This window comes from Streptomyces chartreusis (genome assembly GCF_008704715.1).
Taxonomy (GTDB): domain Bacteria; phylum Actinomycetota; class Actinomycetes; order Streptomycetales; family Streptomycetaceae; genus Streptomyces; species Streptomyces chartreusis.
In genome coordinates, this window is record NZ_CP023689.1 from 4534950 (window position 1) to 4557537 (window position 22588).

Annotated in this window: 17 protein-coding genes and 1 pseudogene; 4 read left to right on the top strand and 14 right to left on the bottom strand. The window is 64.3% G+C overall.

All coding sequences use genetic code 11. The features are described from left to right. Positions 1 to 59 precede the first annotated feature (59 nt). The 4 genes from CP983_RS19570 to CP983_RS19585 all read right to left on the bottom strand — a co-directional run bounded on the left by CP983_RS19570 (position 60) and on the right by CP983_RS19585 (position 6046). The gene (locus CP983_RS19570; protein WP_208852838.1) at positions 60 to 638 is read right to left on the bottom strand and encodes a flavoprotein; all 579 of its coding nucleotides are present in this window, start codon (positions 636 to 638) and stop codon (positions 60 to 62) included. Continuing rightward, positions 620 to 1855 carry a helix-turn-helix domain-containing protein gene (locus tag CP983_RS19575; protein ID WP_150500763.1) on the bottom strand — a complete coding sequence of 412 codons (1236 nt, stop codon included), beginning with the start codon at positions 1853 to 1855 and terminating at the stop codon, positions 620 to 622. The genes CP983_RS19570 and CP983_RS19575 overlap by 19 nt, the downstream gene beginning before the upstream one ends. 193 nt (positions 1856 to 2048) lie before the next feature. Further along, positions 2049 to 5309, bottom strand: coding sequence for a DEAD/DEAH box helicase (locus tag CP983_RS19580; RefSeq protein WP_150500765.1), 3261 nt, complete (start codon positions 5307 to 5309; stop codon positions 2049 to 2051). Beyond that, a complete protein-coding gene (locus CP983_RS19585; protein WP_150500767.1) occupies positions 5306 to 6046 on the bottom strand; it encodes a hypothetical protein in 741 nt (246 codons plus the stop codon). The genes CP983_RS19580 and CP983_RS19585 overlap by 4 nt, the downstream gene beginning before the upstream one ends. Positions 6047 to 6387: 341 nt before the next feature. On the opposite strand from CP983_RS19585, the gene CP983_RS19590 reads away from it, so the two are divergent. After that, the gene (locus CP983_RS19590) at positions 6388 to 6798 is read left to right on the top strand and encodes a hypothetical protein (protein ID WP_150500769.1); all 411 of its coding nucleotides are present in this window, start codon (positions 6388 to 6390) and stop codon (positions 6796 to 6798) included. Positions 6799 to 7119: 321 nt separating this feature from the next. On the opposite strand, the gene CP983_RS19595 is transcribed toward CP983_RS19590, so the two are convergent. From CP983_RS19595 to CP983_RS19615, 4 genes and pseudogenes are all read right to left on the bottom strand, one after another. Then, entirely contained in the window at positions 7120 to 8796 is a 1677-nt protein-coding gene (locus CP983_RS19595) for an SRA domain-containing endonuclease (protein ID WP_150500771.1), read from the bottom strand. Positions 8797 to 9287: 491 nt separating this feature from the next. After that, the gene (locus CP983_RS19605) at positions 9288 to 10679 is read right to left on the bottom strand and encodes a hypothetical protein (protein ID WP_150500773.1); all 1392 of its coding nucleotides are present in this window, start codon (positions 10677 to 10679) and stop codon (positions 9288 to 9290) included. 604 nt (positions 10680 to 11283) lie between these two features. Then, positions 11284 to 11817, bottom strand: a pseudogene (locus CP983_RS19610) (tyrosine-type recombinase/integrase); the annotation flags it as partial. A 228-nt stretch (positions 11818 to 12045) separates the two neighbouring features. Beyond that, positions 12046 to 12264, bottom strand: coding sequence for a hypothetical protein (locus CP983_RS19615; protein ID WP_150500777.1), 219 nt, complete (start codon positions 12262 to 12264; stop codon positions 12046 to 12048). A gap of 621 nt (positions 12265 to 12885) precedes the next feature. On the opposite strand from CP983_RS19615, the gene CP983_RS19620 reads away from it, so the two are divergent. Then, positions 12886 to 14085, top strand: a complete 1200-nt coding sequence (locus CP983_RS19620; protein WP_150500779.1) for a calcium-binding protein — start codon at positions 12886 to 12888, stop codon at positions 14083 to 14085. A 249-nt stretch (positions 14086 to 14334) separates the two neighbouring features. On the opposite strand, the gene CP983_RS19625 is transcribed toward CP983_RS19620, so the two are convergent. The 5 genes from CP983_RS19625 to CP983_RS19645 all read right to left on the bottom strand — a co-directional run bounded on the left by CP983_RS19625 (position 14335) and on the right by CP983_RS19645 (position 19335). Then, entirely contained in the window at positions 14335 to 14805 is a 471-nt protein-coding gene (locus CP983_RS19625; protein WP_150500781.1) for a hypothetical protein, read from the bottom strand. Positions 14806 to 15015: 210 nt separating this feature from the next. After that, a complete protein-coding gene (locus tag CP983_RS19630) occupies positions 15016 to 15288 on the bottom strand; it encodes a hypothetical protein (RefSeq protein ID WP_150500783.1) in 273 nt (90 codons plus the stop codon). 166 nt (positions 15289 to 15454) lie between these two features. After that, the gene (locus CP983_RS19635) at positions 15455 to 16519 is read right to left on the bottom strand and encodes an acyltransferase family protein (RefSeq protein ID WP_229915046.1); all 1065 of its coding nucleotides are present in this window, start codon (positions 16517 to 16519) and stop codon (positions 15455 to 15457) included. A 453-nt stretch (positions 16520 to 16972) separates the two neighbouring features. Beyond that, complete coding sequence (locus CP983_RS19640; protein ID WP_150500787.1) at positions 16973 to 17995, bottom strand: hemolysin family protein; 1023 nt, start codon at positions 17993 to 17995, stop codon at positions 16973 to 16975. Further along, complete coding sequence (locus CP983_RS19645; RefSeq protein WP_150500789.1) at positions 17992 to 19335, bottom strand: hemolysin family protein; 1344 nt, start codon at positions 19333 to 19335, stop codon at positions 17992 to 17994. The genes CP983_RS19640 and CP983_RS19645 overlap by 4 nt, the downstream gene beginning before the upstream one ends. 291 nt (positions 19336 to 19626) lie before the next feature. Between CP983_RS19645 and CP983_RS19650 the strand changes: the two genes are divergently transcribed. After that, a complete protein-coding gene (locus CP983_RS19650) occupies positions 19627 to 20607 on the top strand; it encodes a sporulation protein (RefSeq protein ID WP_150500791.1) in 981 nt (326 codons plus the stop codon). 66 nt (positions 20608 to 20673) lie between these two features. Beyond that, positions 20674 to 21129 (top strand): tellurite resistance TerB family protein, encoded by a 456-nt coding sequence (locus tag CP983_RS19655; RefSeq protein ID WP_107904658.1) that lies wholly within the window; start codon positions 20674 to 20676, stop codon positions 21127 to 21129. 42 nt (positions 21130 to 21171) lie between these two features. Here the strand turns inward: CP983_RS19655 and CP983_RS19660 are convergent, their stop codons facing one another. After that, complete coding sequence (locus tag CP983_RS19660) at positions 21172 to 22563, bottom strand: LCP family protein (protein ID WP_189749072.1); 1392 nt, start codon at positions 22561 to 22563, stop codon at positions 21172 to 21174. Positions 22564 to 22588 lie beyond the last annotated feature (25 nt).

Here is a 22588-nt window from a genome sequence, read left to right on the forward strand (position 1 = left end):
GGACCCGGACACTCTGTCCGGGTCCTCATTCCTTACAGGTCAAGGGAGTTGACGACTCGTCATCGAGTGGCCTCATCGACCGTGTCGAGCACGGTTGACCACGGGAGTGTGCGCCCCGCCGGCGCTTCCCGCGGCTCGTACAGTGGCCACACATCCGGGCCCTGGACGACGTGCACACCTCCGGCGAGCAGGGTGTCGATGTGGCGCTGCCACGCCGGGTGGCGAGCATGCGCCGCGTTCACTCGGGGGAAGACGACGACGGGCAAACCGAGGGTGCCGATTGCCTCTCCCACCTGTGTCAGTGCCTGGTTGTCCATCAGGCCAGTCGCAAGCTTGGCAACCATGTTGGCTGACGCGGGGGCGACCACGTAGCAGTCGACCGGCGGGTGTGGTCGGGCCTCGCCGGGCAACCGCGGCTCATCGCGCACGGGTAGACCGGTCAGCTTCTCCAGCCGCTCGACCTCGCCGCTCATCCGTAGCCATTGGCCTGCGGTCGGCGTCAGAGTGACGGCCACCTGCCATCCACGGTCCATCGCGGGCTCAACCAAACCGGTACGCAGCGCTTCCACACCTCCGGCCGCTGACCCGACGACTCCCAGCACACCACGCTTGCCTGAACTCACTGCACCGCCCTGCACCGTTGAGCCATTACGAACACCTCGGACGAAGGCGATCCGCCCGTCACCGGAGACTGTTTGATCAGGTCCCGCAGCGTCTCGCGCACCCTGGGATTGTTGCGCACGAGCTGCGGCGATGTGCGCTCAGCGGTTCGCAGCTCCGTGAACGCCTCATCGCTTTGTCCAGCGAACGACAGAGCACGTGCGAAGTCGATTCGGTGCGACACGCTGCGCTCCTGCGGCATGTGGTCGACGTTGATCCGGCCGTGTTCCACCACGTAAGAGACGTTGTCGAGGTCCAGCTCAACGGACAGGCGGTGAAGTAGGACGTTCGTGGGCCCAAAGCCGGTGTGCCAGTGGTTCTCATCCGACCCGAGGTCATCCGCGAGTTCATTGGCTCGATCCAAGAGGCCCGTTGCGGTGATTCGGTCCTGGTGGCGTGCTGCGGCCACAGCGGCGCGAAGGTGAATCATCCCCAGCAGGCTCAGCGCAGCCGGGTCGTTCTCAGCGACCCGAGACGACAGCCAAGCGGCGGCCGTGTTGCCGAGCTCCAACGCGTCGTCGTACCGGCCGTTGGCCAGCAGGGCGTGTGTGCCGGACCGTGCGGCCGACGCCAACACGAGAGGGTCGTCCGACTCATCCGCGGCTCGCATCGCGCGCTCGGCAGCAAGCCATGAGATGTCCGACTCACCGATCTTCGCGAGTGTCGTTGCTGCGAGGTGGTGCGTACGAGCTGACACCGCCCAGCAGTCTCTACGGTCCTCGCCACGGCGTACGGCTCGCTCTTCAAGTTCCTGTGCTGTCTGGAGAAGCGCAGGAAGTGCGGCGATGACGCTGCCGAGTCGCCCACCCTGGTAGTCGTCCCATGCCTGCTCCACACGCACAGCCACGGGGGTGGGCGTCGGGAGCTGCACCTCGGCCTCGCGGCCGAAGAGCAAACGCGACAGCCGCCGCGGGCTCATGAGCGCGTCGCGCACCGCCGGAACGTCGTCCTGCTGCCTCTCGTCCTCTACGAGCACGGTCTGACCGAGCAAGTCTCCGAGAGGCACGCGCAAGATGCGCGACAGCTCTGTGAGCATGTCGATACGCGGCGGTTTCCTGCGGCCAGTCTCGATCTTCGCCAGCCAGTCAGTACTACGGCCGACCAGTCCGGCCAACACCTCTTGCGTGTAGCCGCGACGCTTCCGATAGAAAGCGATCCGCTCACCGACGCTGAGGTGATCTCCAAGACCACGCATGGGGTGCTGCCTCCCGCTGTGGAGTAGGGGCTGATCTCACCGTACCGACGGGTGAAGGCCATCGCGTAGGCCCGAAGCCTGCCCTCCCCCTCTTCAGGTTGCACCCATGAACAAGAGACGACCCGGACAGAGTGTCCGGGTCTGGAGTAGTTGGATGGAAACTGATTGCAGCAGTTGGCACCGGGATGCCTACCTAATCTGCTTCGCCAACCAAGATGCGCCAGGCCTGCCTGTAGTCATCGCCAGACATAGTCGCGCCTGCGGGCCGATGCCGTTCCCACGCTTCCGGTGGCAATCCCTTGAGGTAGGAGCGAGCCTCACCTGCGCTTGGGACTTGCCCCTGTGCACTGAGCACTTGGGCTCCCAAGGAGTCAGCAACAGAGCGGGGGACAGACGCCATCCGCATCACTACGCCGCTCTCTGTTGCCACGCCATGGTAGATCATGGCGCCAAGCATATTGATGCGTCTCACATCGTCCTCTGGCAAGGAGTCAAAATCTAGTCCCGAGCTCGGCATCTTACTCAGCGCTGAAATTCCCCAGGTTCCAGCCATGGCTAGATTCCTGTAGATCGCCTTACAAGTATCAGTCAGGGCCTTGGTCAGACTCTCGTCGCCATCTTGCTGGAAGTATCGTTGAGCGATTTCCTGAATCGACGTGCCATTAACCCATTCCGTCGCAATCTCGGCGACTTTACTTCCATCGTTAGATCGCCCAGGGGCGATCTCTTCGATACTCTCACGCACTTGCGGCATCTTCATCAGGACGCCCATCAAGTCAGGCAGCGCACTACCTTGAGTCCCAAATAGACTTGTCGGCATCCAGTCTTCGCGTGTCAGGTTTCTATCCAGTTGACGCAATTCTCTGGTGGCTGTACCTACGGACTCGGGTGCAAAGCCAGTACTATCCGCCAATTTGGCATTCTGGGGATTCCGCGAGAGAGACTCGGCATACTTCCGTGTCGCCGACAATAGCGCGCGCCCCTTTTGCCTCTCGGTCTCATCCCCATCCGCCAGCTCGTTATAGCCGAAAGTATTCCGAAGAATCAGCTCAGTCTTAGAGAGAACTTCAGCAAGCGAGTTGCTCTGGTTGTAAAGATGAGCAACGTATCCACGGAAATCAGCCCACTGATCCGAGTATAGGAAGCCTTCCAAGTCCATGAGGCGACCTCTGGCCGCGATCTCATTCACCATCGAGACCAGCCGTGACGCCAAGGAACCCATCGCGTCCTTTACGAAGCGAGTCAGCTCCAACTCGTCTTTATCGTCACGACAGGCTAGACCTACGATTCCGATGCTATCTTGGTCAACTCTGCCTGCTCGACCGACCAGGTTCCAGAAGTCCCGCGAAGGCATCTCCTCGCTATGCGTCTTGAATGAAACTTGTCTACTAGCAACGAAAACAGAAGAGACAGGGAAATTGATTCCCTGAGCAATGCTGGTGGTCGCGACCAAGACTCGCAGGTGACCACTCTCTGCCAACCACTCCATCATACTTCTAGCCTCGTCAGAAAGGCCTGCGTGATGAACGCCAATCCTGCTGTCAAGTAGGCCGATTAGTTCAAAATCTGGGCTAACTTCCGTCGCAAGGAATCGCTGCACCAAGGAGATTTCTTCCGGAATATCCTCCGCAGGAATACTCTCCTTGAGGTTACGCGCAATTGACCAAACGTCGCGGATAGTACGTGCCATAACGATGCTCGTGCCACGATCACTGAGAGCTCTGGCGCCGGCCGCCGCAATCAACCCAAGATTGCTCTTCATCCTGGCATAAGTGAAAGGAAGGTTGGCGCCCTCCCCAATCCTTAGATCCTCATCAACGACAAGGGTATGTGCGCTCGTCGATAGGGTCTTGTATGCAATCGACCAATTTCTTCTATCTTTTTCCTGAGCTGGTGGATTAATCTTCACAAGCCCAACAAGCCGGTCATTGGGTTGCCATGCAGATGTGCCCAGACTGATACTGCGACCGCTTTGAGGAGAAAGCCAATTCGCCAAGTCATCAGCGTTTGGCACAAATGGCATCAGTAGGAGGAAGTTCGCTTCCAGACAATCCTGCTTGACTGTTGCGAGCAGGAGTTCAATCCGGACCCCACGTTGCTTATCCGCGATATTGTGCGCCTCATCAAGAACCATGAGAGACAATGGTCGCTCAACTACGCCATTTCTAATTAGAAGATGCAATTTTTCCGGTGTCGCCACCAGCACGTCAAATGGATCATCCGCTTGAGTTACCATTTGCTGCTCAATATCATCCAGCTCTACAGCAGCCGTGAGCTGTTCTACACGGATACCAAGCGGGGATAGGTCCTTGCGGAGTCTGCGGGTGATCTGAGCGACAAGGGCCCGGGTTGGGGCCACGTAGGCAACCCAGCCACGTTCCTCTTTGAACTGGTTCAATGCTTGAACAGCTTTGAACTCCGCCAGCACAGTCTTCCCTGCGCTTGTTGGTAGATCTACCACTACCGCTGTCGATGCCTGATCGAGCAGACCTTGTTCAAGAAGCGCGGAACGCTGTGGAGGCAAAAATTCGAATAGCGCGTTTCGCGTCTTCACGCTAATAAGGTTTCGGGTCTCTCTGCCGGCAGACGTGAGAGACCAAAGAGAGCCCGCAACCATTCGAGATGCGAGAAGGTGCAGCCATTTTAGTGTTACTTCAGTTGGGGCATCAAGAGCAGATTGCGATGCGTCAATAGCCCGGTCAAAATGGAAGTCAAGCTCAGCTTGGATTCCGGCAGGCGTACCCTGCAACATGTACTCGGCGATCAGTTCACTCGCACGAGCCCAGTGATACAGGGCAATCAGTCTCCAAGCCTTGGGCTTAACTGTACCGTCCTGATCTGCATCAAGAAGGTAAGCCTCTTCTCGCTCAGATTGGGATTCTCTCAGGGTAACAACGAGTTCACCAACAGCCGTTAGGTCACTCCACCCATCTTTGCGTAGCAACCGAATCCAGATATTCGACAAGACGTGCAAGATGTGGCCATCCCAATCCTCGTTCTGCTGAGGAATTACTTCGGGGGTGACATTTCGGTCTCGCAACCATGCCCTAAATTCGGCCCACCGGTCTGAAACATAAGCGAATGAACCAAGTTGCAGAACTTGATAAATGAGAGATCGAGGATTCTCTAAATCGAGCGGTAGGGCACGCCTGAGCTCGAAAGCACGATGTGTGGCCGCTTGAGCTACGGCAGCCTGACCGCTTAGATTTCCGCGATGAGCCCTGAACAGATCATCCATACCCTCTGCGGCAACGATTTCATAGGCGGTTGCTGTGCGGCGAATGAGCTCGTCTGAGTCGCCATCAACGGCAGAGCCGTGGATGTACCGCCCAACGTTTCGCTCTACGTAGAGTCGCGACGCAGCAGTCATAGCCCGCTGCACACGGTCTTCACCAAGCGCGCTGATCGCCCAGTGCTCTGCCAAACGTTCGAAACTACCGCGATCTACTGTCATTGCGGCGTCTCCCACTGCACTTGATCGCCGGCCATGATTTGCAGACCCTGATCAGATACGTATATTGCGGTCAATCGGATCTTCGTGGCAGGAGGGCATCCATCCGACAGATTCTTTGCCCGCGTCTTGAGATCAAGTTCATTTGAATCTGCTATGTGGACAAGAGTCCCGAATAGCTGCACATCTTGAGGATCGTCAAGGAATCTTACCATGGCTTCGGTAAAAATTCCGTGCCAGTCCTTTCCAACGGCATGCATGGCTATATATCTGACAGCCCAGGTCTTCCTGTCATCGTTGTTTCGCAGACCTTCAAGTTGCTTTTCCAAGCCGTGGCGACCGGTGAGTGCTGAGGGCGGCCAAAGCTGTTGCCTACTGGTTTTGACCTCACCGAGGGCTAGTGCTGCCTTTTCGCCGGACGTATCGAAGCCGATCAGATCGACTCCGCCTCCACTCGTGCCGGGATTTTTCAGATCTCGCCCGGATGGCCACGGAAACATACAAGAATGCTGAGATGCCATATGGTACTCGGCTAGCGACTCACCTACTCGCCACTCACTTACGGTACCTGTGGCCGAAAGAACCGTTTCTAAACGATCGACGCGAAAGGCAGTCCGCGTTACTTCTTCGAGTGAGCGTCGTACATCTTCAGCGCCTTTAAGATCTTGAAGCAGTTCTTGAATCGGTTCCGCGAGTGCATGGGCGTCTTCGTCTTGTAGGCCGTACCCCACGGCTGGCACATGTTCTGTCCCGACCGAGTACGTTTCCGTCCATGCCACTCAGGCCCCCCATCCCCTGGTGTTTGCTCCCTGCTACCACATACTGCCTGTAGCCATACCACTACGTCCAGATCGCGAGCGGCTCATTCAGCCGACGGAGCTACCGGCTCATCAGGCCAGTGAACTAACTGACGACGGAGCTCCGTTCGCACCTTGCAGTGCCCAAGCTCCGCTAGCTGAGCACCCTCCGTGGGGGGCCAAACATGAGGTCATAGGTCTGATCGTGTTCGGGACGATGGGGTCGTGTCGCACAACGCGCCGTTGGGTAGAGCGCGTCTGCAGACACAAGGGGAGGAGAGGGTATGACCTTCAGCAACATCCCACTGAAGTGGTCGAGGAAGCACCGCACGCGTCTTGTGAAGGCTGCCGGCGTAGCCAAGGTCGATCTGGTGTGCACAGCCTTAACGTGGCGGCTACTGCGTACTCAGGCTCGAAGCCAGTGGAGCACCGTCGCGTTTCCTGGGGACGCCAAAGAAGGCACCGACGATAGGGAGATGTTGCGCATATCGCTCACGGGTCCGCAGCTGACACAGCTCATGGAGCGAACGCTGTGGGGCACGCTGCCCATGGTTGCCGCTACCCCTGGCGAGCGGGCGGTGTACCAGCGAGCGTATGACGCGGTGGCTACCGTGATCGATGGTGTTGACCTGGCGATTGCTGACGGCGCGGAGGTGCCGGACATTGTGATCGATGCGCGGATAGCAGCGGACTGAGCTTCTGTGGTCTCAGATAGCCCTGTTCCGTGAGCGTCCGCCACCTGACCGAAAGGTCCGACTGGCGTCTCTGACCCGCGACGTAGCGGTTTCCTGCCACGACAGTGCCCACAAAGCCCGCGGTCGGCGAGCCTTCATCAGGTGCCGCCGTCGTGTTCGTGGGCCATGTGTGGGCCAACATGCCGAAGACGAGAACTGCTTGAGGTGTCGGTGCAGGTCATGGCGTTGTCAGCCGCGGCACCGCACTGCTCTTGAACGCAGTGAGCGGCGTGCTTCGGTGCCTGCTCCTTGACTGCAGGGGCAGGCACCGAAGCGGGTGTGTCAATTGAGCTTGGCCTCGTGGAGGCTGCGCGCCTGGGCTGCGAGGAGGCGTCGAAGCTTCTCCCTGTTCTCGCCGTAGGTCTTGAGCGCGTGGCAGTTTGGGCACAGAGCGATCATGTTCGAGGGGACGTCAGGTCCGCCTTTGGCCAGGTCCTTGACGTGGTCAACCTGAAGGATGGGCAAACCAGCGGTGGTCCGCTCGGTGGGGTGCCCAGCGCACTCAGGGCTTTCGCACCTGTTTTGGCAGCGTTTGATGACCGCCGCTCTCGCGCTGGGGTCACGCAGGTACTTGTCGACCAGCGTGGGCTTCTTCATCTGGCCCCGACGCTCGGCCTTCTCCTCTGCCTTCAGCGCCAAGCGTCTGTAGGCGTCCTCGTCGCTCTCTCCGGCGCCGGGCGCTTCCAGGTCGACGTCGCTGGGGCGGTAGTCACCCGTTTCGTCGTGCAGCTCACCCGTATCAATCTCCAGTGCCTCAAGAACCTCAAGAGGCCAGGTCTCACGTTCCGGGGAGGGGACGGGCGCCAGAATCCAGAGAAACTCGCGGCGAGGCTGCTTGTCAGCTCCGGTGCCCCAGCGAAGCCGGCGTTGCACGATCACAGCCCAGGTTTCGAAGCTGAACTGTCCCTGGAACGGTTTGTGCCAGTAGCGCAGCGGGCGACCGGTGCTCTGATGCTCGGCCATGAGCTCGTTGCCGTCAGTGAGCTTCTGGTCGCCCGAGAGACCATCGCCGACGTAGGCGATCCAGTTGGTATCCGGGATACGTCCGTCGGCGTAGGGGCCCTTGTCGTCCGAGAAGACGCTCAAGATGCCGTCGGCGAGGCAGCCGATCCCTGCCATCTTCTGTCCGCCATAGGTGGACCAGATGGCCTCGCGGTCTTTGAAGGTTTCCCCGAGCAGAGGTCGCAGAGCATCCGGCCACCGGCCGGCGAGCAGCTCGTGGAGGCTGAAGTCTTCCAACAAGCCTGCCGGCAGAGGGTGGAAGTAGCGGAGGATCAGTCCTGCCGCCGCCGAGGCTGCGGCATCAGGGTGCGAGCGGAGCAGGTCGTAGTCGTCCTCGCGCAGGCCGCCAGTGGGGTTGATCTCGTTCAGGGATTCCAAAGTGGGGCGCCGTCCCCGGCTGGTCAGGGTGAGTCCCTGTCCCTGCTCGATGGTCCAGAGCTCATCGCGGGTGAGGGCCCAGAACGGGTAACGGGCCCCATCCGAACCGTCGTCGACCTGGCCGTACTTCACCATGAGCGGAGCGACGGCATCACGGATGCCCGACCATGACTGCATGCGGGCGGCTCCGGCCACGGCCTGCCCGATTGCCCACAGGAGGAGAACCGGGCGGTGAAGGGCAGGGCCCGTCGCACGACGGGCCGGCCGGACATCTCCCACTCGTCGGTGGAAAGACTTGGGAGGCTCTACGACGGTGAAGCCTTCTCGCCGCAACCAAGCCACTGCGTGCTTGAGGCCGCCACTGAACCCTGGGGAAGAGGGCTTGAGCGCCACGCCAAAGTCGTACTTGTGGGCGACGCCGGCTATCGCTTTCGAGTCGTACAGCTTCCCCTCGTACTCAAGCAGATACGCAGCCGCGGCGCGGTAGCCGTAGGTGTCCCGGAACGCCTCCCTGCCAAGTCGGTCATGCTCTGCAATCGCCCACAGGATGCCTGCGCGAGTGATCTCAGACGGTGCCATGGCCGACACCGTAGAGCAGGCCACTGACAACGAACCCTGGGTATCTTGTCCAGGGCACCAACTACGGCTCATCGGGCCCGTCGCGCAGATCTAAGTTCTGGTGTCACTCGCCTCCCGAGGGCGGCTGTACGCCCGCCCAGGCCAGACCTTGCAAACTGCTAAGCCCTCGCCGCCCGCTCAAGTCGGGCGGCGCGGCGCGCAGCGTTGAAAATTAACCGATCCTGACCTCGCCGCGCTCAGTCTTCTTTCCTCGCCGACAGCGCCTACATGGGCGCCAGCTCTTGGATAGCGACACCCCTCCGACGCCCGCCCGGCCGATGCCGACCTGGCAGACCGTCTACCGCGCGCTGTCCGCAGCACGGGCACCAGTCGCGCGCGGCGTGGCACCGACTGAAGGCGTGGCGGATTTTCCGCAGGGCTCGGTGCAGCTCGATCGAACGTCATCAATCGCCGCAACTGTCCTCACGTTGGAGCGTCGGTGCTGAAATATCTCAGGGAACCCTTTCAGGGTCGCCAAAGTAGGACTTTAGCCAAGCGCTACCCTCTGGGGTCGCTTTCAATTGTTGAAGGTCCGGGTCGACCAGTGCCCACTCGGGGTTGAATTCAGCTCTCGGATCACGAAGTACTCGACTAAGGCTATCGAGAGCCGCGACGATATAGGAATCGAGCACTTCACCATTTTGTCCACCCATTTTAGTCGCATAAATACAGGCGGCATTGTAGCGCGCCATCCATCCAGGCCGACCCTTGAGCAAGGAACTCATATCCTTACTCAAGTCGACATCACCAACCCGGGACTTTACCCCCAATTCCATGACCTTCACCGCTGTCAGGAAAATCCTGCGCTTATTCTGTCGCAGAGCTATCACGTCCCCATTGCGTCGATTCCAGGTCCTTTCCCAAGACAGCCAATAGTGAGCTTCGCCAAGGTGCTTTTTCCCGGGGTAATGAGATTTCATCCATTTTCCCAGAATGCTACGTCGACTGAGAAGTTTCTTCACTTCCTTTATTTCTTCCAAAACCTCCGTAGAGTCAGCCTCCGCGTTTATGCGCGCCGCTATCCCGCGATACCGTGCTTCAATATTTTGACTCCAGATCTGGCTGCAAAGACGATAAATTGATGCGGCTTCTTCCCGCCTACCCAAGCTCTCCACCAGCTGCGCCCTGAGGAGACGCAAATGGACATTGCTGGCTTCTCTCGATTCCGCTTCCAGGAGTATTTTTATGGCGGCTTCATTATCATTTTCTCCCGCCTTCTCCAAGGCGTCTCGGTAGCAGCGATAGCCTCGCAGATCCGCAGACCAGCGTTCCCAGCGAGGTGTGTGCCTGGCATTAAGGGGAGAGCGGCGGATTTCTTGCAGGCAAAAACTACCTACGTCGGCAATGACGTCCCTCCAGCAACTACCTTCAAAGAAACCGACCGCTTCGATTCGATTGCGCGGCATCTCCATTACCTGTGCCGAAAGTGCACAGGTCTGATCAGAGGGTAGAATTTCAAGTTGCACAGAATGAGCCGGCTTCTGGGCTGCGCGATGAAACATCCATCGACTGAAGACACCCTGCACCGTCTCCGGCGGCGCATGCGTATCTGCCGCAAGCCCTGAAACCCCTGCTTCACCAGGTGGTTGCGCAAGATGCGGCTTTGGTGAATCCTCAACGAGATACTTCGAGAATTCAACCGTTAACTTGTGGGCCAAATCAGCCTCCTCTTCTTCTGTGTGACGGACCTCGCGCACCTCGATTGGAATCGTCCCTCTTCTCTTCATATTCCAATCTCGAAATTTCCTCCAAACCCAGAGGATAGCGATAGCCGCGACAAAGAGTACGGGGACAGCAATAATATTGACAGTGTCAAATACATCTGCCGCAGATTTGCTTCCCATTGCATACCCCCTGGGTTACCAATCAACGCCACGCCGATCACCCGGTGGGTGCCCACCAGTAGCGAAGAAGACGACTGTCCACACTCATACCGGCTAATTTCTTTCCTACACCCATACCGCCAGTCGCGCCACTTGAGTGAGGTCCACATTGCCGTTTAGTCTCGGTTCAAACGCAGGTATAATATGACTCTTATGCCAGCCCGCCGTAGGCCGGCCCTCAATACAAGGCTGCCCACGTCCATAACATCCTCGCCAGCCTCCGTAGGAACGGGCAGTATCTGACGGCGTCGAACGGCTGTAGAGCGCGTCGCGCGGCCAACCGCAGCCACTACCGGTGGGTGGCTAGCAGCGCCGTAAGCATGCTCCTGGAGCTGGAGAAATTCTGGAGACGATCTTGAGCTAGTGGCCCCGAAGCGCCAGCCGATACCGACACAGCCCGACACGCTGACCTGCATCTTTGACAACGGCCCCAGGTCGGCGATCCTCCAGGGCCTAATTCGGGACGAAGAGGTCGTGGGTTCAAATCCCGCCACCCCGACAGCCAAAACACCAGGTCGAGCACCTACGAATTTCGTAGGTGCTCGACCTGTTTCTGCGTGCGTGTCTAACTGCGTGACTCTCGCTCCGGGCCCTGCTGGAAGATGCCGTCCATGACCACGGCCCCGGTCTGGATCACAGGCCGGATTTGCTTCCGGTAGAGCTCCTCCGTGACCGCCGTCCCAGAGTGCCCGACGAGCCGTGAGATCTCCCCCAGCGTGACGCCTCGGTCTGAGAGCAGAGACACGAAGCTGCGCCGGAGCTCCCGGGGTGTCCACTCGTCGGCACTGATCCCGTCGATGTCCTTGAGCGCCTGCCGAAAGGCAGGGCGAACATTCGCGGCATCGAGCGGCTTGCCCACGGCCGAGGAAAAGACGAGCAAGGCGATGTGCGGGGGCTGCGGTGGATCGAACTCGGGACGTCCCTTCGGGAAGGCGTGATCCCAGGTGAGAGCTCGCCGCTCTTCGGTATGTGCTCCGGTCAGCAGTGCGACGACGATGTACGCGTACATCGAGGTCCCTTTGGCCCCTTTCAGGACGGCCTCGGCCTGGACGAAGGCGAGCGCCTTGGATGGACGCCCATGGCCCGCTTGACCGAGCGATTCAAGAGGGCTCCGTTGGCGGGTGCCGGCTCGTCGTGGTGTCTGTAGGGAGCTCCCATCGCGGTGGGACCGAGGTGGTCGAGGACGAGCGGCGGCGCAGGGCCCGGCTCACCCGCTGCAGACCGGGGCGATACTTGAACCATGGCGTCCGCAGCACATTCCGCCGTGCACCAATCGGTGGTGGTGGCCAGTTTCGAGAGCCGCCACACCGCCGAGTTGATGCTCGCGTCACTCGGGCGGGAGTTCCGGAACAAGGACGATTCGCTGAAACTCACCCAGTCGCGGGTGGTGACGGCGGGGGGCGTCGTAAGCGCCCTCCTCACCGTCCTCCTTGCGCTGGTCGTCGGGTTCCTGGGCATGATGTCGATGTTGAAGGCTGTCGTACGTGGAGGTCACGCCGCCCGCACGCGCAAAGGCCGGGTCGCATCGGATGACGAAGCCGCTCATGCGATCCTCGCCGGAGCAGGCCCGAACGCGGCCATCCTCCTTGTTCGCTGCACGAACGACGAGACTCGAACAGACGTCGCTACCCAGCTGCGGCCCGTGCCACCCGCAGCTGGGAAGACACACGCCCCGAATTCCTGGCTGATCTCGACCCGGGCAATAAGCACGACTGGATCCGCGACCTGCTCAGCGACCCGGCTCACCCGCATAAGCCCTCCTGAAGACTTCACCGGGCTCCGGAGCCGGGGCCGGCGGGAGTCCCCTGAGTTCTGGCGGACTCCCGAACTTCACCAGATCGCCTCGCGCGCTGATTCCAGGCGGCCCGCCAGCAGGCACCCCCGTTCGGGCCGTCTCTGGGCCGTGCGGGGATGCCCAGCGACGACCAACGCTGACAGCCACTGACAGCTGAGTCACAGGTCGCAGCGTTGATCGATTACACGGCAGCAGGTCAGAGACCCGGCCCTTCACTTCCGGAAGAACTTGTTTCTTGCTGCGATCACGGCCGTGCCATGCCCGCTGAACCGTTCGAGGGACGGCGTGCGGCAAACGGATTCACGTCTGTCCGAAGCGTTGTGAGGTGAGGCAGACCTCCTCCTGTCACCCCTTCAAGCCCGGAGGTCCTGCATGGTTCGGCTACTCACGGCCGGCATCGTCTCGGCGGCTCTGATCACGCTGGGAATTCCGGCGACCACCGCTGTCGCCGCTCCCTCCACCTGTTTCGGCATTCGGGCGACGCTCACCGGTGCAGGCACCCTCACCGGCACGCCGGGGCGCGACGTCATCGTCGGCTCCGCAGGGGCCGACGTGATCGACGGACGCGGCGGCAACGACCTCATCTGCGGCCTAGGCGGCGACGACCGCCTGATCGGCGGCCACGGCAACGACCGGATCGACGGCGGTGAAGGCAACGACGCGATCCGCGGTGACGTCTCCGTCTTGAGCGGGAATGCCAAGGGCGGCGGCAAGGACGTCCTGTACGGCCGCGGCGGCGACGACGACATGGTGGGTGACTCGAAGAGCGACAGCGGCACCGCCGAGGGAGGCGGCGACGACGTCATGTACGGCGGTGACGGAGCCGACTTCATGGTGGGCGACTCGGAGAGCGACGCCGACGGCAACGCCAAGGGCGGGGGCAACGACCGGATCTACGGCCAAGACGGCGACGAAGAGCACATCACCGGCGACAGCGTGGCCCTCGGCGGCAATGCCAAGGGCGGCGGCCGGGACTATCTGGACGGCGGCAACGGCAACGACGGCCTGCTCGGCGACTCGGCCGCGCCCTTCCAGGGTTCCGGAACCGGAGCGGGCGACGACGTACTCCGTTCCGGACCGGGTACCGCCGAAAACATCATCGGGGACAGCGAAGGCATCGACGGCGTCCATGGAAACGGCGGCGACGACATCATCGATCTCGGCGCCGACGGCGGCATCTTCGCCATCGGCGACCACAACATCGGCGACCCTGCGGGCGGGCGGGCGACCGGGGCGGGCAACGACCGGATCACCGGCGGCACGGCGGACGAGCTCCTCTTCGGGGACAGCTCGGTCGGCGATGCCTCCCGGACGGTCGCGGGTAAGGACGTGATCCACGGACGCGGCGGCGACGACATCCTCTTCGGCGACAACGTGAACTTCGACGGAGACACGAGCGTCGGCACGGCCGGCGGCCGGGACGTGTTGCGCGGCGACACCGGCAACGACGCCATCTTCGCAGGCCCCGCCAACGATCTCCTGGACGGCGGCGCGAACACCGACTCCTGCGACGGCGAAGCCGGCAACCACGACGTCGCCCGGCGCTGCGAGTCCGTCACCAACGTTCCCTGACCTCATGACCCGTGCGCGGCACGTCTGTTTGGCCGGTGCCACGGAACCGTCGCGGTACAGCAGCGAAGTACAGCAACTTCACCGACCGGCCATGGACGACAGTCCCTCTCAGGGACCTCACGACGGCCTCCATGCCCCAGGTGACCGTTCTCTGTAGAGCTACGGATCAGAAGGTCCCGCCACCATGAGACGGCTCGGGCTCTCGTCCCGGGCCGTTCGTGGGCAACGGCGGATTCGGCGCCGCAGAGTTCAGCGCAGAGCCCGACGCTCATCTACACGGCGTGACGGCACACCCAGAAACACGTCGTGCGCCGCAGAGCCATAAACGATGTTGAACGTTTCCAGTCGATAGAACCAGGCACCGTCACAACGGCCGACGAACCGGTGGTTGATCTGCCATTGCAGCCACTGGCCGGGAGCCAGGCGAACGCCAGGCGGGCGCCGATCGCGTCGTGGCATGGCGAACATGCTCACCTCTGGCGGGTCCACGCGCAGCAGCCCGTCAACCTCGCGAAGGATCGTCCCGGGTGCCGACAGATCCCGTACTTGCACGTGAGGTTCGAAGGAGTCGGACTCCTGCATGGCGACCTCGTGAAGGGCGGCATTCAAGCGCGGGGGCAGCGAGAAGGCCGTTGGTGCGGCGTTTCTGCGAGCAGCTCCAGGGCCGCCGCGCGACTTCTTCGTCCACGACGTGCGTATCCGCTGAACAACAACATCCATGGGACCAATCATCAGGCGGGACGCCGCACCGCGGCCACAGAGTTACGTGCCGTGCCACCGTGCCAGATCGAGCGGGGGAACCACGGGGAACAGCGGCGAGCGGCAGGCAACTCGAAGCGATCGCCCGTGGCCCGGAAGCTGCAGCTCACGGCGCACCCTCCCCACCTGGCTCCTGAAGCGGTGCTCTCCCAGACGACGTTGGGCTCAGCCTTACTGTTCCTCGACAAGGCCACAGGCGGAGGGGAATGATTCCAAGAACTCCCGTCGCGCGGGATCCGGCTCTACTTCGGCCAGGTCGGTGAGGACCTGCAAGAGACGGTCACGCTGGTCCAGAGACAGTCGCAGTAGTTCGCCGCCCACGCCTTCCATCATCTTCACGGCCGAGTCGGGGTCGACTTCGTCGTCACCACAACTCTCGAGAAACCAGACGGCGTCGACGACCAGCCCGGCGAGGGCCGGCACAAGCGGATCCGTAGCAGTCATCCCCGCAACCTAGCCGAGCCCTCCGACAACAAGGTCGCGGTCTCCCAGGGAATGAGGGTGCACGGGTAGAACATCGATCGCCCCAGCCGGTGAACCGAGCGCGGCTGAAGCCGATCGTCGCTCTTCGCATTAAAGCCTCGAAAAGGCGGGGCCGCCCGGTAGGGGCTCAGGGGCGGGCAACCCAGCTTGTTGGGTGTTTCAGTGCCCTGCTGAGGGTCTGTGCCACCGGTGGTGCGCATAGTGGGGTTATGACTGCCGCTGCCAGCAGCGTGATCGTTGCCACGCCCGTCGGGTGGTGGAGCCAGGGGGAGGTGTACCAGCCCCAGTGTTCGGCTGCCTGGGCGATGAAGCCGTGGAGCAGGTAGGCGTACAGGGTGCCTGCGCCCAGTGTGGTGAACCACCTTCTGTTCCTCGGGACCAGGGCCAGGAAAGCTGCCGTCAGCAGTACCGAGCAGCCGAAGGTGGCCAGCGTCATGATCGGGCCCGACCAGGCCGGTGCGCCCAGGGCCGTCGCGCTGTCGTTGTGGAAGAACCAGGCGTAGTTCATCCTCGGCACCGCCCAGTACGCCAGCAGCAACGCGCAGACGAAGAGCGGGGCCGCCAGGAGGCGGGCCTCGCGGCGGTGGAGCAGGCGGAAGTGCTCGGGCCTCAGGCACAGGCCCAGTACGAAGTACGGCAGGAACTGGAGGACTCGTTGCAGGTCCAGGTCGTTGCCGTCGGTCGGGGACAGTGTCGCCAGGGCCGCGATCGTGAGGGCCAGTGGGAGTGGGTGGCGCAGCGTTCGCCAGAGCGGTGACGTCAGGCGCCAGATGAACAGCGCCGCCAGGAACCAGGTCAGGTAGAGCGGGTCCAGGAGGGTGATCGGGCGGTCTGGGTCCTCGCTGCTCCAGCGGGTGAAGCAGGTGTACGCCGTCTCGAAGACGACGTAGGGCAGCACCGTGCGCTTCAGCAGGCCGGCGAGTTTCCTCGGGGTCGCCTCGAAGTCTCGCGATAAATAGCCCGCGATCAGGGCGAACACCGGCATGTGGAAGGCGTACACGAGCGTGTACAGGGCGGTGATCGTCCTGCTTCCCTCACGCAGGGGCTCCCACGCGTGGCCCACCGCGACCAGGACGATCGCCAGGTATTTGGCGTTGTCCAGGAACGGGTCCCGCCCCGTCCGTCCCGGTGCCGGGGCCGATGCCGGTGCCGGTGTCCGGGTCGAGGCCGGGACCGGGACCGGGAGCGGCACCGGTCGCTGCGTCTGTGCCCGTCTCTCCCCCGCCTCCGCGGACGGCAGGAAGTCCTGTCGTCCCTCCGGTGCGGCAGTGGCTTCTGTTACCGGTGTGGCGCGTGTGGGGAGCAGCATTGCCAGCACCCTAAACACATCGGCTAGCCCTCGCTCAACCCCCGACGGGAATCACGGCAGGCCCCTGCCCTCCCTCCGACGGGAATCACCGCAGGACCCTGCCCTCCCCCGGATGGGAATCACGGCAGGGCCCCGCCGTCCCCCGACGGGAATCACGGCAGGGCTCCGCCGTCCCCCGACGGGAATCACGGCAGGGCTCCGCCGTCCCCCGACGGGAATCACGGCAGGACCCCGCCCTCCCCCGACGGCAACACAACAAGGGCCCGTCCGCCCCCAACGGGAACCACAACGAGGGCCCGCCCCCCGACAGGAATCACGACGGGCCCCGCCCTCCCCTCACACCTCCGCCGGCGCCGGTCCCACCAGTTCTGACAGGACGTCCTCCATCGTCACGAAACCGATCACCTTGCCGCCCTCGCCGAGGACGGCGGCGAGGTGGCTGCCCTCGGCTCGCAGGGCCGTCAGTGTGTCGTCCAGGGGTGTGTCGATGCGGACCCGGGTGACGGGGTGGAGAGTGGACGGCGGGAACGGGCGGTCGCGGTCGGTCGTGCCGAGCGTGTCCTTGATGTGCAGGTAGCCGAGGACAGTGCCGTCCGGTGCGGTGACCGGGAAGCGGGAGTAACCCGCCTCCGCCGCGACCCGCTCCAGCCGGGCCGGGGTGATCGACGCGTCCACGGTCCGCATCCGCTGGGAGGGGACGAGGATCTCGCCGACGGGGCGGGTGCCCAGCTCCAGGGCGTCACGCAGGCGTTCGCCGTCCGCCGGGGTGAGCAGTCCGGCCTCGCCCGCCTCGACGACCATGCGCGCGAGCTGGTCGTCGGTGAAGACGGCCTCGACCTCGTCCTTCGGTTCGACGCGCAGCAGCTTCAGCAGGGCGTTGGCGAAGGCGTTGATGCCGAAGACGAACGGCCGCAGCGTCCGGGTGAGGGCGACCAGGGGCGGGCCGAGCAGCAGTGCGGTGGGGACGGGGGCGGCCAGCGCGATGTTCTTCGGGACCATCTCGCCGATCAGCATGTGGAGGTAGGTGGCCACCGTCAGCGCGATCACGAACGCGATCGGGTGGACCAGGGCGTGCGGGACGTGGGCCGTCTCGAACGCCGGCTCCAGCAGATGCGCGATGGCCGGTTCCGCCACCGCGCCCAGCACCAGCGAGGAGACGGTGATGCCGAGCTGGGCCGTGGCCATCATCGCGGAGAGGTGTTCCAGGGCCCACAGGGTCATCCGCGCCCGCTTGTCGCCGTCCTTCGCGCGTGGCTCGACCTGGCTGCGGCGTACGGAGATCAGGGCGAACTCGGCGCCCACGAAGAAGGCGTTGGTCAGCAGCGTCAGGGCGCCGATGGCCAGTTGCAGGGCGGTCATCGGGCGTCCTCCGTGAGCCGGGCCGCGGGGGCGGCGACAGGCGCCGGCTGCGTGATGCGGACGCGGTCGGCGCGGTGGTGGTCCACGTCCACGACGTCCAGCCGCCAGCCGTCCAGGTCGAGCACGTCCCCCTTGGCGGGGATCCGGGCCAGCCGGGTGGCGATCAGGCCGGCGATCGTCTCGTACGGCCCCTCGGGCGCGGTCAGTCCTATGCCGGCGAGTTCGTCGAGGCGTACGCCGCCGTCCGCCTCCCACACCGCACGCCCGTCGCGGGTCGCACGGGCGGGCTGGAGGTCGGGGACCTCGACGGGGTCGTGCTCGTCGCGGACCTCGCCGACGACCTCCTCGACGATGTCCTCCATGGAGGCTACGCCGGCCGTGCCGCCGTACTCGTCGATGACGACGGCCATGGTGCGGTGGGCCCGCAGGCGCTCCAGCAGCCGGTCGGCGGTGAGGCTGTCGGGCACCAGCAGGGGTTCGGTGGACAGTTCGGTGACCGGGGTGGTCAGGCGCCGCTCGGGCTCCAGGGCCAGCACGTCGCGGATGTGGACGGTGCCGATGACCTCGTCGAGGCTGTCGCGGTAGACCGGGAAGCGGGACAGGCCGGTGGCGTACGACAGGTTCGCCGCGTCGGCGGCCGTCGCGTGCGCCTCCAGGGCCTGTACGTCGACCCGTGGCGTCATGACGTTCTCCGCGGTCAGCTCGCCCAGGTGCAGGGTGCGTACGAACAGCTCGGCGGAGTCCGGCTCCAGGGCGCCCTTGGCCGCCGAGTGCCGTGCCAGCGCGACGAGTTCCTCGGGGCTGCGCGCGGAGTCGAGCTCCTCGGCGGGCTCCAGTCCGAAGCGGCGCACGAAGTGGTTAGCGGTGTCGTTCAGATGGCGGATGAACGGGCCGAAGGCGGCGGTGAAGCCGCGCTGCGGGCCCGCGACCACCTTGGCGACGGCCAGCGGGCGGGAGATCGCCCAGTTCTTCGGCACCAGTTCACCGACGACCATCAGCACGACGGTGGAGAGCGCCACGCCCAGCACGGTGGCCACGGTCGGGGCGGCGCCGCCCAGGCCGGCCGCTTCCAACGGCCCGCGCAGCAGCGCGGCGAGGGACGGCTCGGCGAGCATGCCGATCACCAGCGAGGTGACGGTGATGCCCAGCTGGGCGCCGGAGAGCTGGAGGGTCAGCCGGCGTACGGCCCGCAGCGCGCCCTCGGCGCCCCGCTCGCCCGCCGCCGCGGCGCGCTCCAGTTCACCGCGTTCGACGGTGGTCAGCGAGAACTCGGCCGCGACGAACAGCGCGCAGGCCAGGGTGAGGAGGAGGGCCGTGAGGAGCAGGAGGACCTCGGTCACCGTGCCGCCCCCCTTCCCTCGTACGGGCGGGAATCGGCACGGCTGGTACTGGGAGGCTCACCCATCGGCGGCTCGTGTCTCCTTCTGTCTTCGGTGGGCCGGAGGGCCGACGTCCGTCCCCGTGGGCCGGAAGGCATCGACCGTTTTCGGACTTTCCCGCGGCGTGCGCCGGGACACCGGTTCCGGCGGGTCCGGCCATCCTATTCTTCTACTCGCTTGTAGAGAACGGCTCGGAATCCCCGGTTGTTCCCACGGACACGCACGTACGCACGTGAAGGAGTGAACGCCACGATGGTGTTCAAACGACTGCTCGGCTCGCTCGGCGTGGGCGGCCCCACGGTGGACACGGTCCTCGACCCCGGTCCCGCGCTGCCCGGCGGCGCGCTCACCGGCCAGGTCCGCCTCAGGGGCGGCGGCGCCGACTTCGAGATCGAGTCGATCACCCTGGAACTGGTGGCCCGGGTCGAGGCCGAGCACGAGGAGGGCGAGAGCGAGGGTGCCGTCACCTTCGAACGGTTCACCGTCGGGGGCGGGTTCCGGCTCGCCGAGGGCGAGGAGCACTCCGTGCCGTTCAGCGTGACGCTGCCCTGGGAGACGCCGGTCACGGAGCTGTACGGCCAGGCGCTGGGCGTCGTCCTCGGTGTGCGCACCGAGCTGTCGGTGGCGGGCGCGAAGGACAAGGGCGACCTCGACCGGCTGGCCGTCGGCCCGCTGCCCGTGCAGGAGGCGGTCCTGGAGGCCCTCGGGCAGCTCGGGTTCGGCTTCCGCTCCGCCGACCTGGAGTACGGCCGTATCGGCGGCACCGGGCAGCAACTGCCCTTCTACCAGGAGATCGAGATCACCCCGTCGCCCCGGTACGCGCACCGGGTGAACGAGATCGAGGTGACCTTCCTCGCCGGCCCGGCCGGGATGGAGGTGGTCCTGGAGGCCGACAAGCGCGGCGGGCTGTTCTCCGGGGGCCACGACGCGCTGACCAGTTTCACCGTCGGCCACCACGACTCCCGCGACTGGAACGCCGAGGTCGAGGGCTGGATCGAGCGGCTGGTGGAGCACCGGGCACCGCACGGATCGCACGCCGCGTACGGCCATGGGCACGACGACCACCACGGCCACCGTCACGACGGGCACCGCTCCGGGCCCGGTGTCGGCACCGCCGTCGCCGCGGGGGCCGCCGGGCTCGCGGTCGGTGTGGTCGGCGGCATGGTCGCGGCCGAGGCCGTGGACGAGGTGGGGGACTTCTTCGAGGGCGAGGAGGAGGACGAGGAGGGCTGATCCCGCCGAGCTCACACCTGGTAGCTTCTACAGTGCTGTAGAAGCTATCGATCGTATGGAGTTCTCATGGCCCTGTGGGACCGCATCAAGGAGTCCGCATCGACGATGCAGACCCAGCTGGTGGCGAGGAAGAACGACCTGAAGAGCGGTGCCTTCCGCGACGCGAGCATGGCCATGTGCGCGCTCGTCGCCGCCGCGGACGGCACCGTCGACCCCTCCGAGCGGCAGCGCGTGGCCCAGCTGATCGCCGGCAACGAGGTGTTGCAGAACTTCCCCGCCGACGATCTGCGCCGCCGCTTCGAGGAGAACCTCAACCGGCTCACCACCGACTTCGACTTCGGCAAGGTGAGCGTGATGCAGGAGGTCGCCAAGGCGAAGAAGAAGCCCGCCGAGGCGCGTGCCGTCATCCAGATCGGCATCGTCATCGGCGGCGCCGACGGCGACTTCGACAAGGACGAGCAGGCCGTGGTCCGCGAGGCGTGCTACGCCCTCGGCCTGCCGCCGCACGAGTTCGACCTCTGACCGACCGGCGCCTGAGCGGCCCCTCTCGACGAGGGGGGCCGGTCAGCGGATGCGTTCGGGGTCGAGGTCCTTGCCGACGACCAGGGTGACCACGCCGGCCGTGGCGTCGGCCGCCTGCACGGCCTTGACCCCGGGCAGCCGTGCGGCGAGCGCCTTCGCCTGCTTCTCCAGGCCGGGCGGGTAGGTGACCTCGGTGGCGCCCGCGTGGGCGGGCGCGTTGCCGGTGCCGGTGACCGTGACGCCGGCCGTGCGCAGTTGCTCCGCGACGGTGCCGGCGAGGCCCTGGACCGGGGTGCCGTTGAGGACCTGGACGCGCACGGCGGAGGCGTACAGCGGGTTCTTCGAGCCCGCCTCCAGCCGCTTCTTGTCGACCTCCCTGTCCTTGGCCAGATCGGTGAACAGGTCGGTGGCCTGCGGGTACTGCCAGACGACGTTGGCCTTGTCGGTCGCTATGTCCGCCTCGCGCGGGTAGTTGGGGACCGTGAGGAAGGTCAGGCGGTCGCTCGGGATGCCCTTGAGCTCCGAGGCGAGTCCGTACAGCGGCTTGATGCCGGCCAGATCGGGGTCCGTGGTCAGGGACTTGGTGCCGGACTGGAGGAAGCCGTAGAGGGCCTTCGGGCTGGTGAGCTTGTCCTTCGCCTTGGCGGCCAGGGCGTCCATGAACTCCTGCTGGCGTCCGATGCGCCCGATGTCGGAGCCGTCCCCGACGCCGTAGCGGACCCGGACATAGCCGAGCGCCTGCTCGCCGCGGACGGTCTGGCAGCCGGGCTCCAGGTCCAGCCGGGCCTTCTCTGAGTGGATGGCCTCCTTCGGGCAGACCTCTATGCCCTCCAGGGCGTCGACCATGCCCTTGAAGCCCTGGAAGTCGACGGACATGAAGTGGTCTATCCGCAGGCCCGTGTTGGCCTCGACCGTCTTGATGGAGCAGGCGGCCGCCCCGGCGACCTCGCCACCGCTGCCACCGATCGCGAACGCCTCGTTGATCTTGAAGTGGTGCGGGTCGGAGGTGCTGCCGTCGCCCTTGTCGCAGGCCGGTATGCCCACCCAGGAGTCGCGCGGGAACGACACGACCGTGGCCCACTCACGGTTCGCGGGCACGTGCAGCACCATCAGCGTGTCCGACTGCATGGTGGTCAGGTCCTTGCCGTACTTGGCGTTGGCGCCGTCACGGCTGTCTGACCCCACGACGAGGATGTTCTTCGAACCGGGGCTGAGATTGACCGGCCGGTCACCGCCGATCCTGTCGTCGACGTCGGCCGACCTGATGTTGTCGTTCAGGTCCTGGTAGACCCACGCGCCGACACCGGCCACGCCGAGGACGACGACCGAGGTCACCCCCGCGCTCCAGGCCAGTATCCGGCCCCGCCGGGTCAGCCGTGCCGGGCCCGTCCCGGTACCGGCCGACGTGCGCCGCCGTTTCCCATGTCCGCTCACCAGCGTCCCTCCCCCTCGCCCCGGC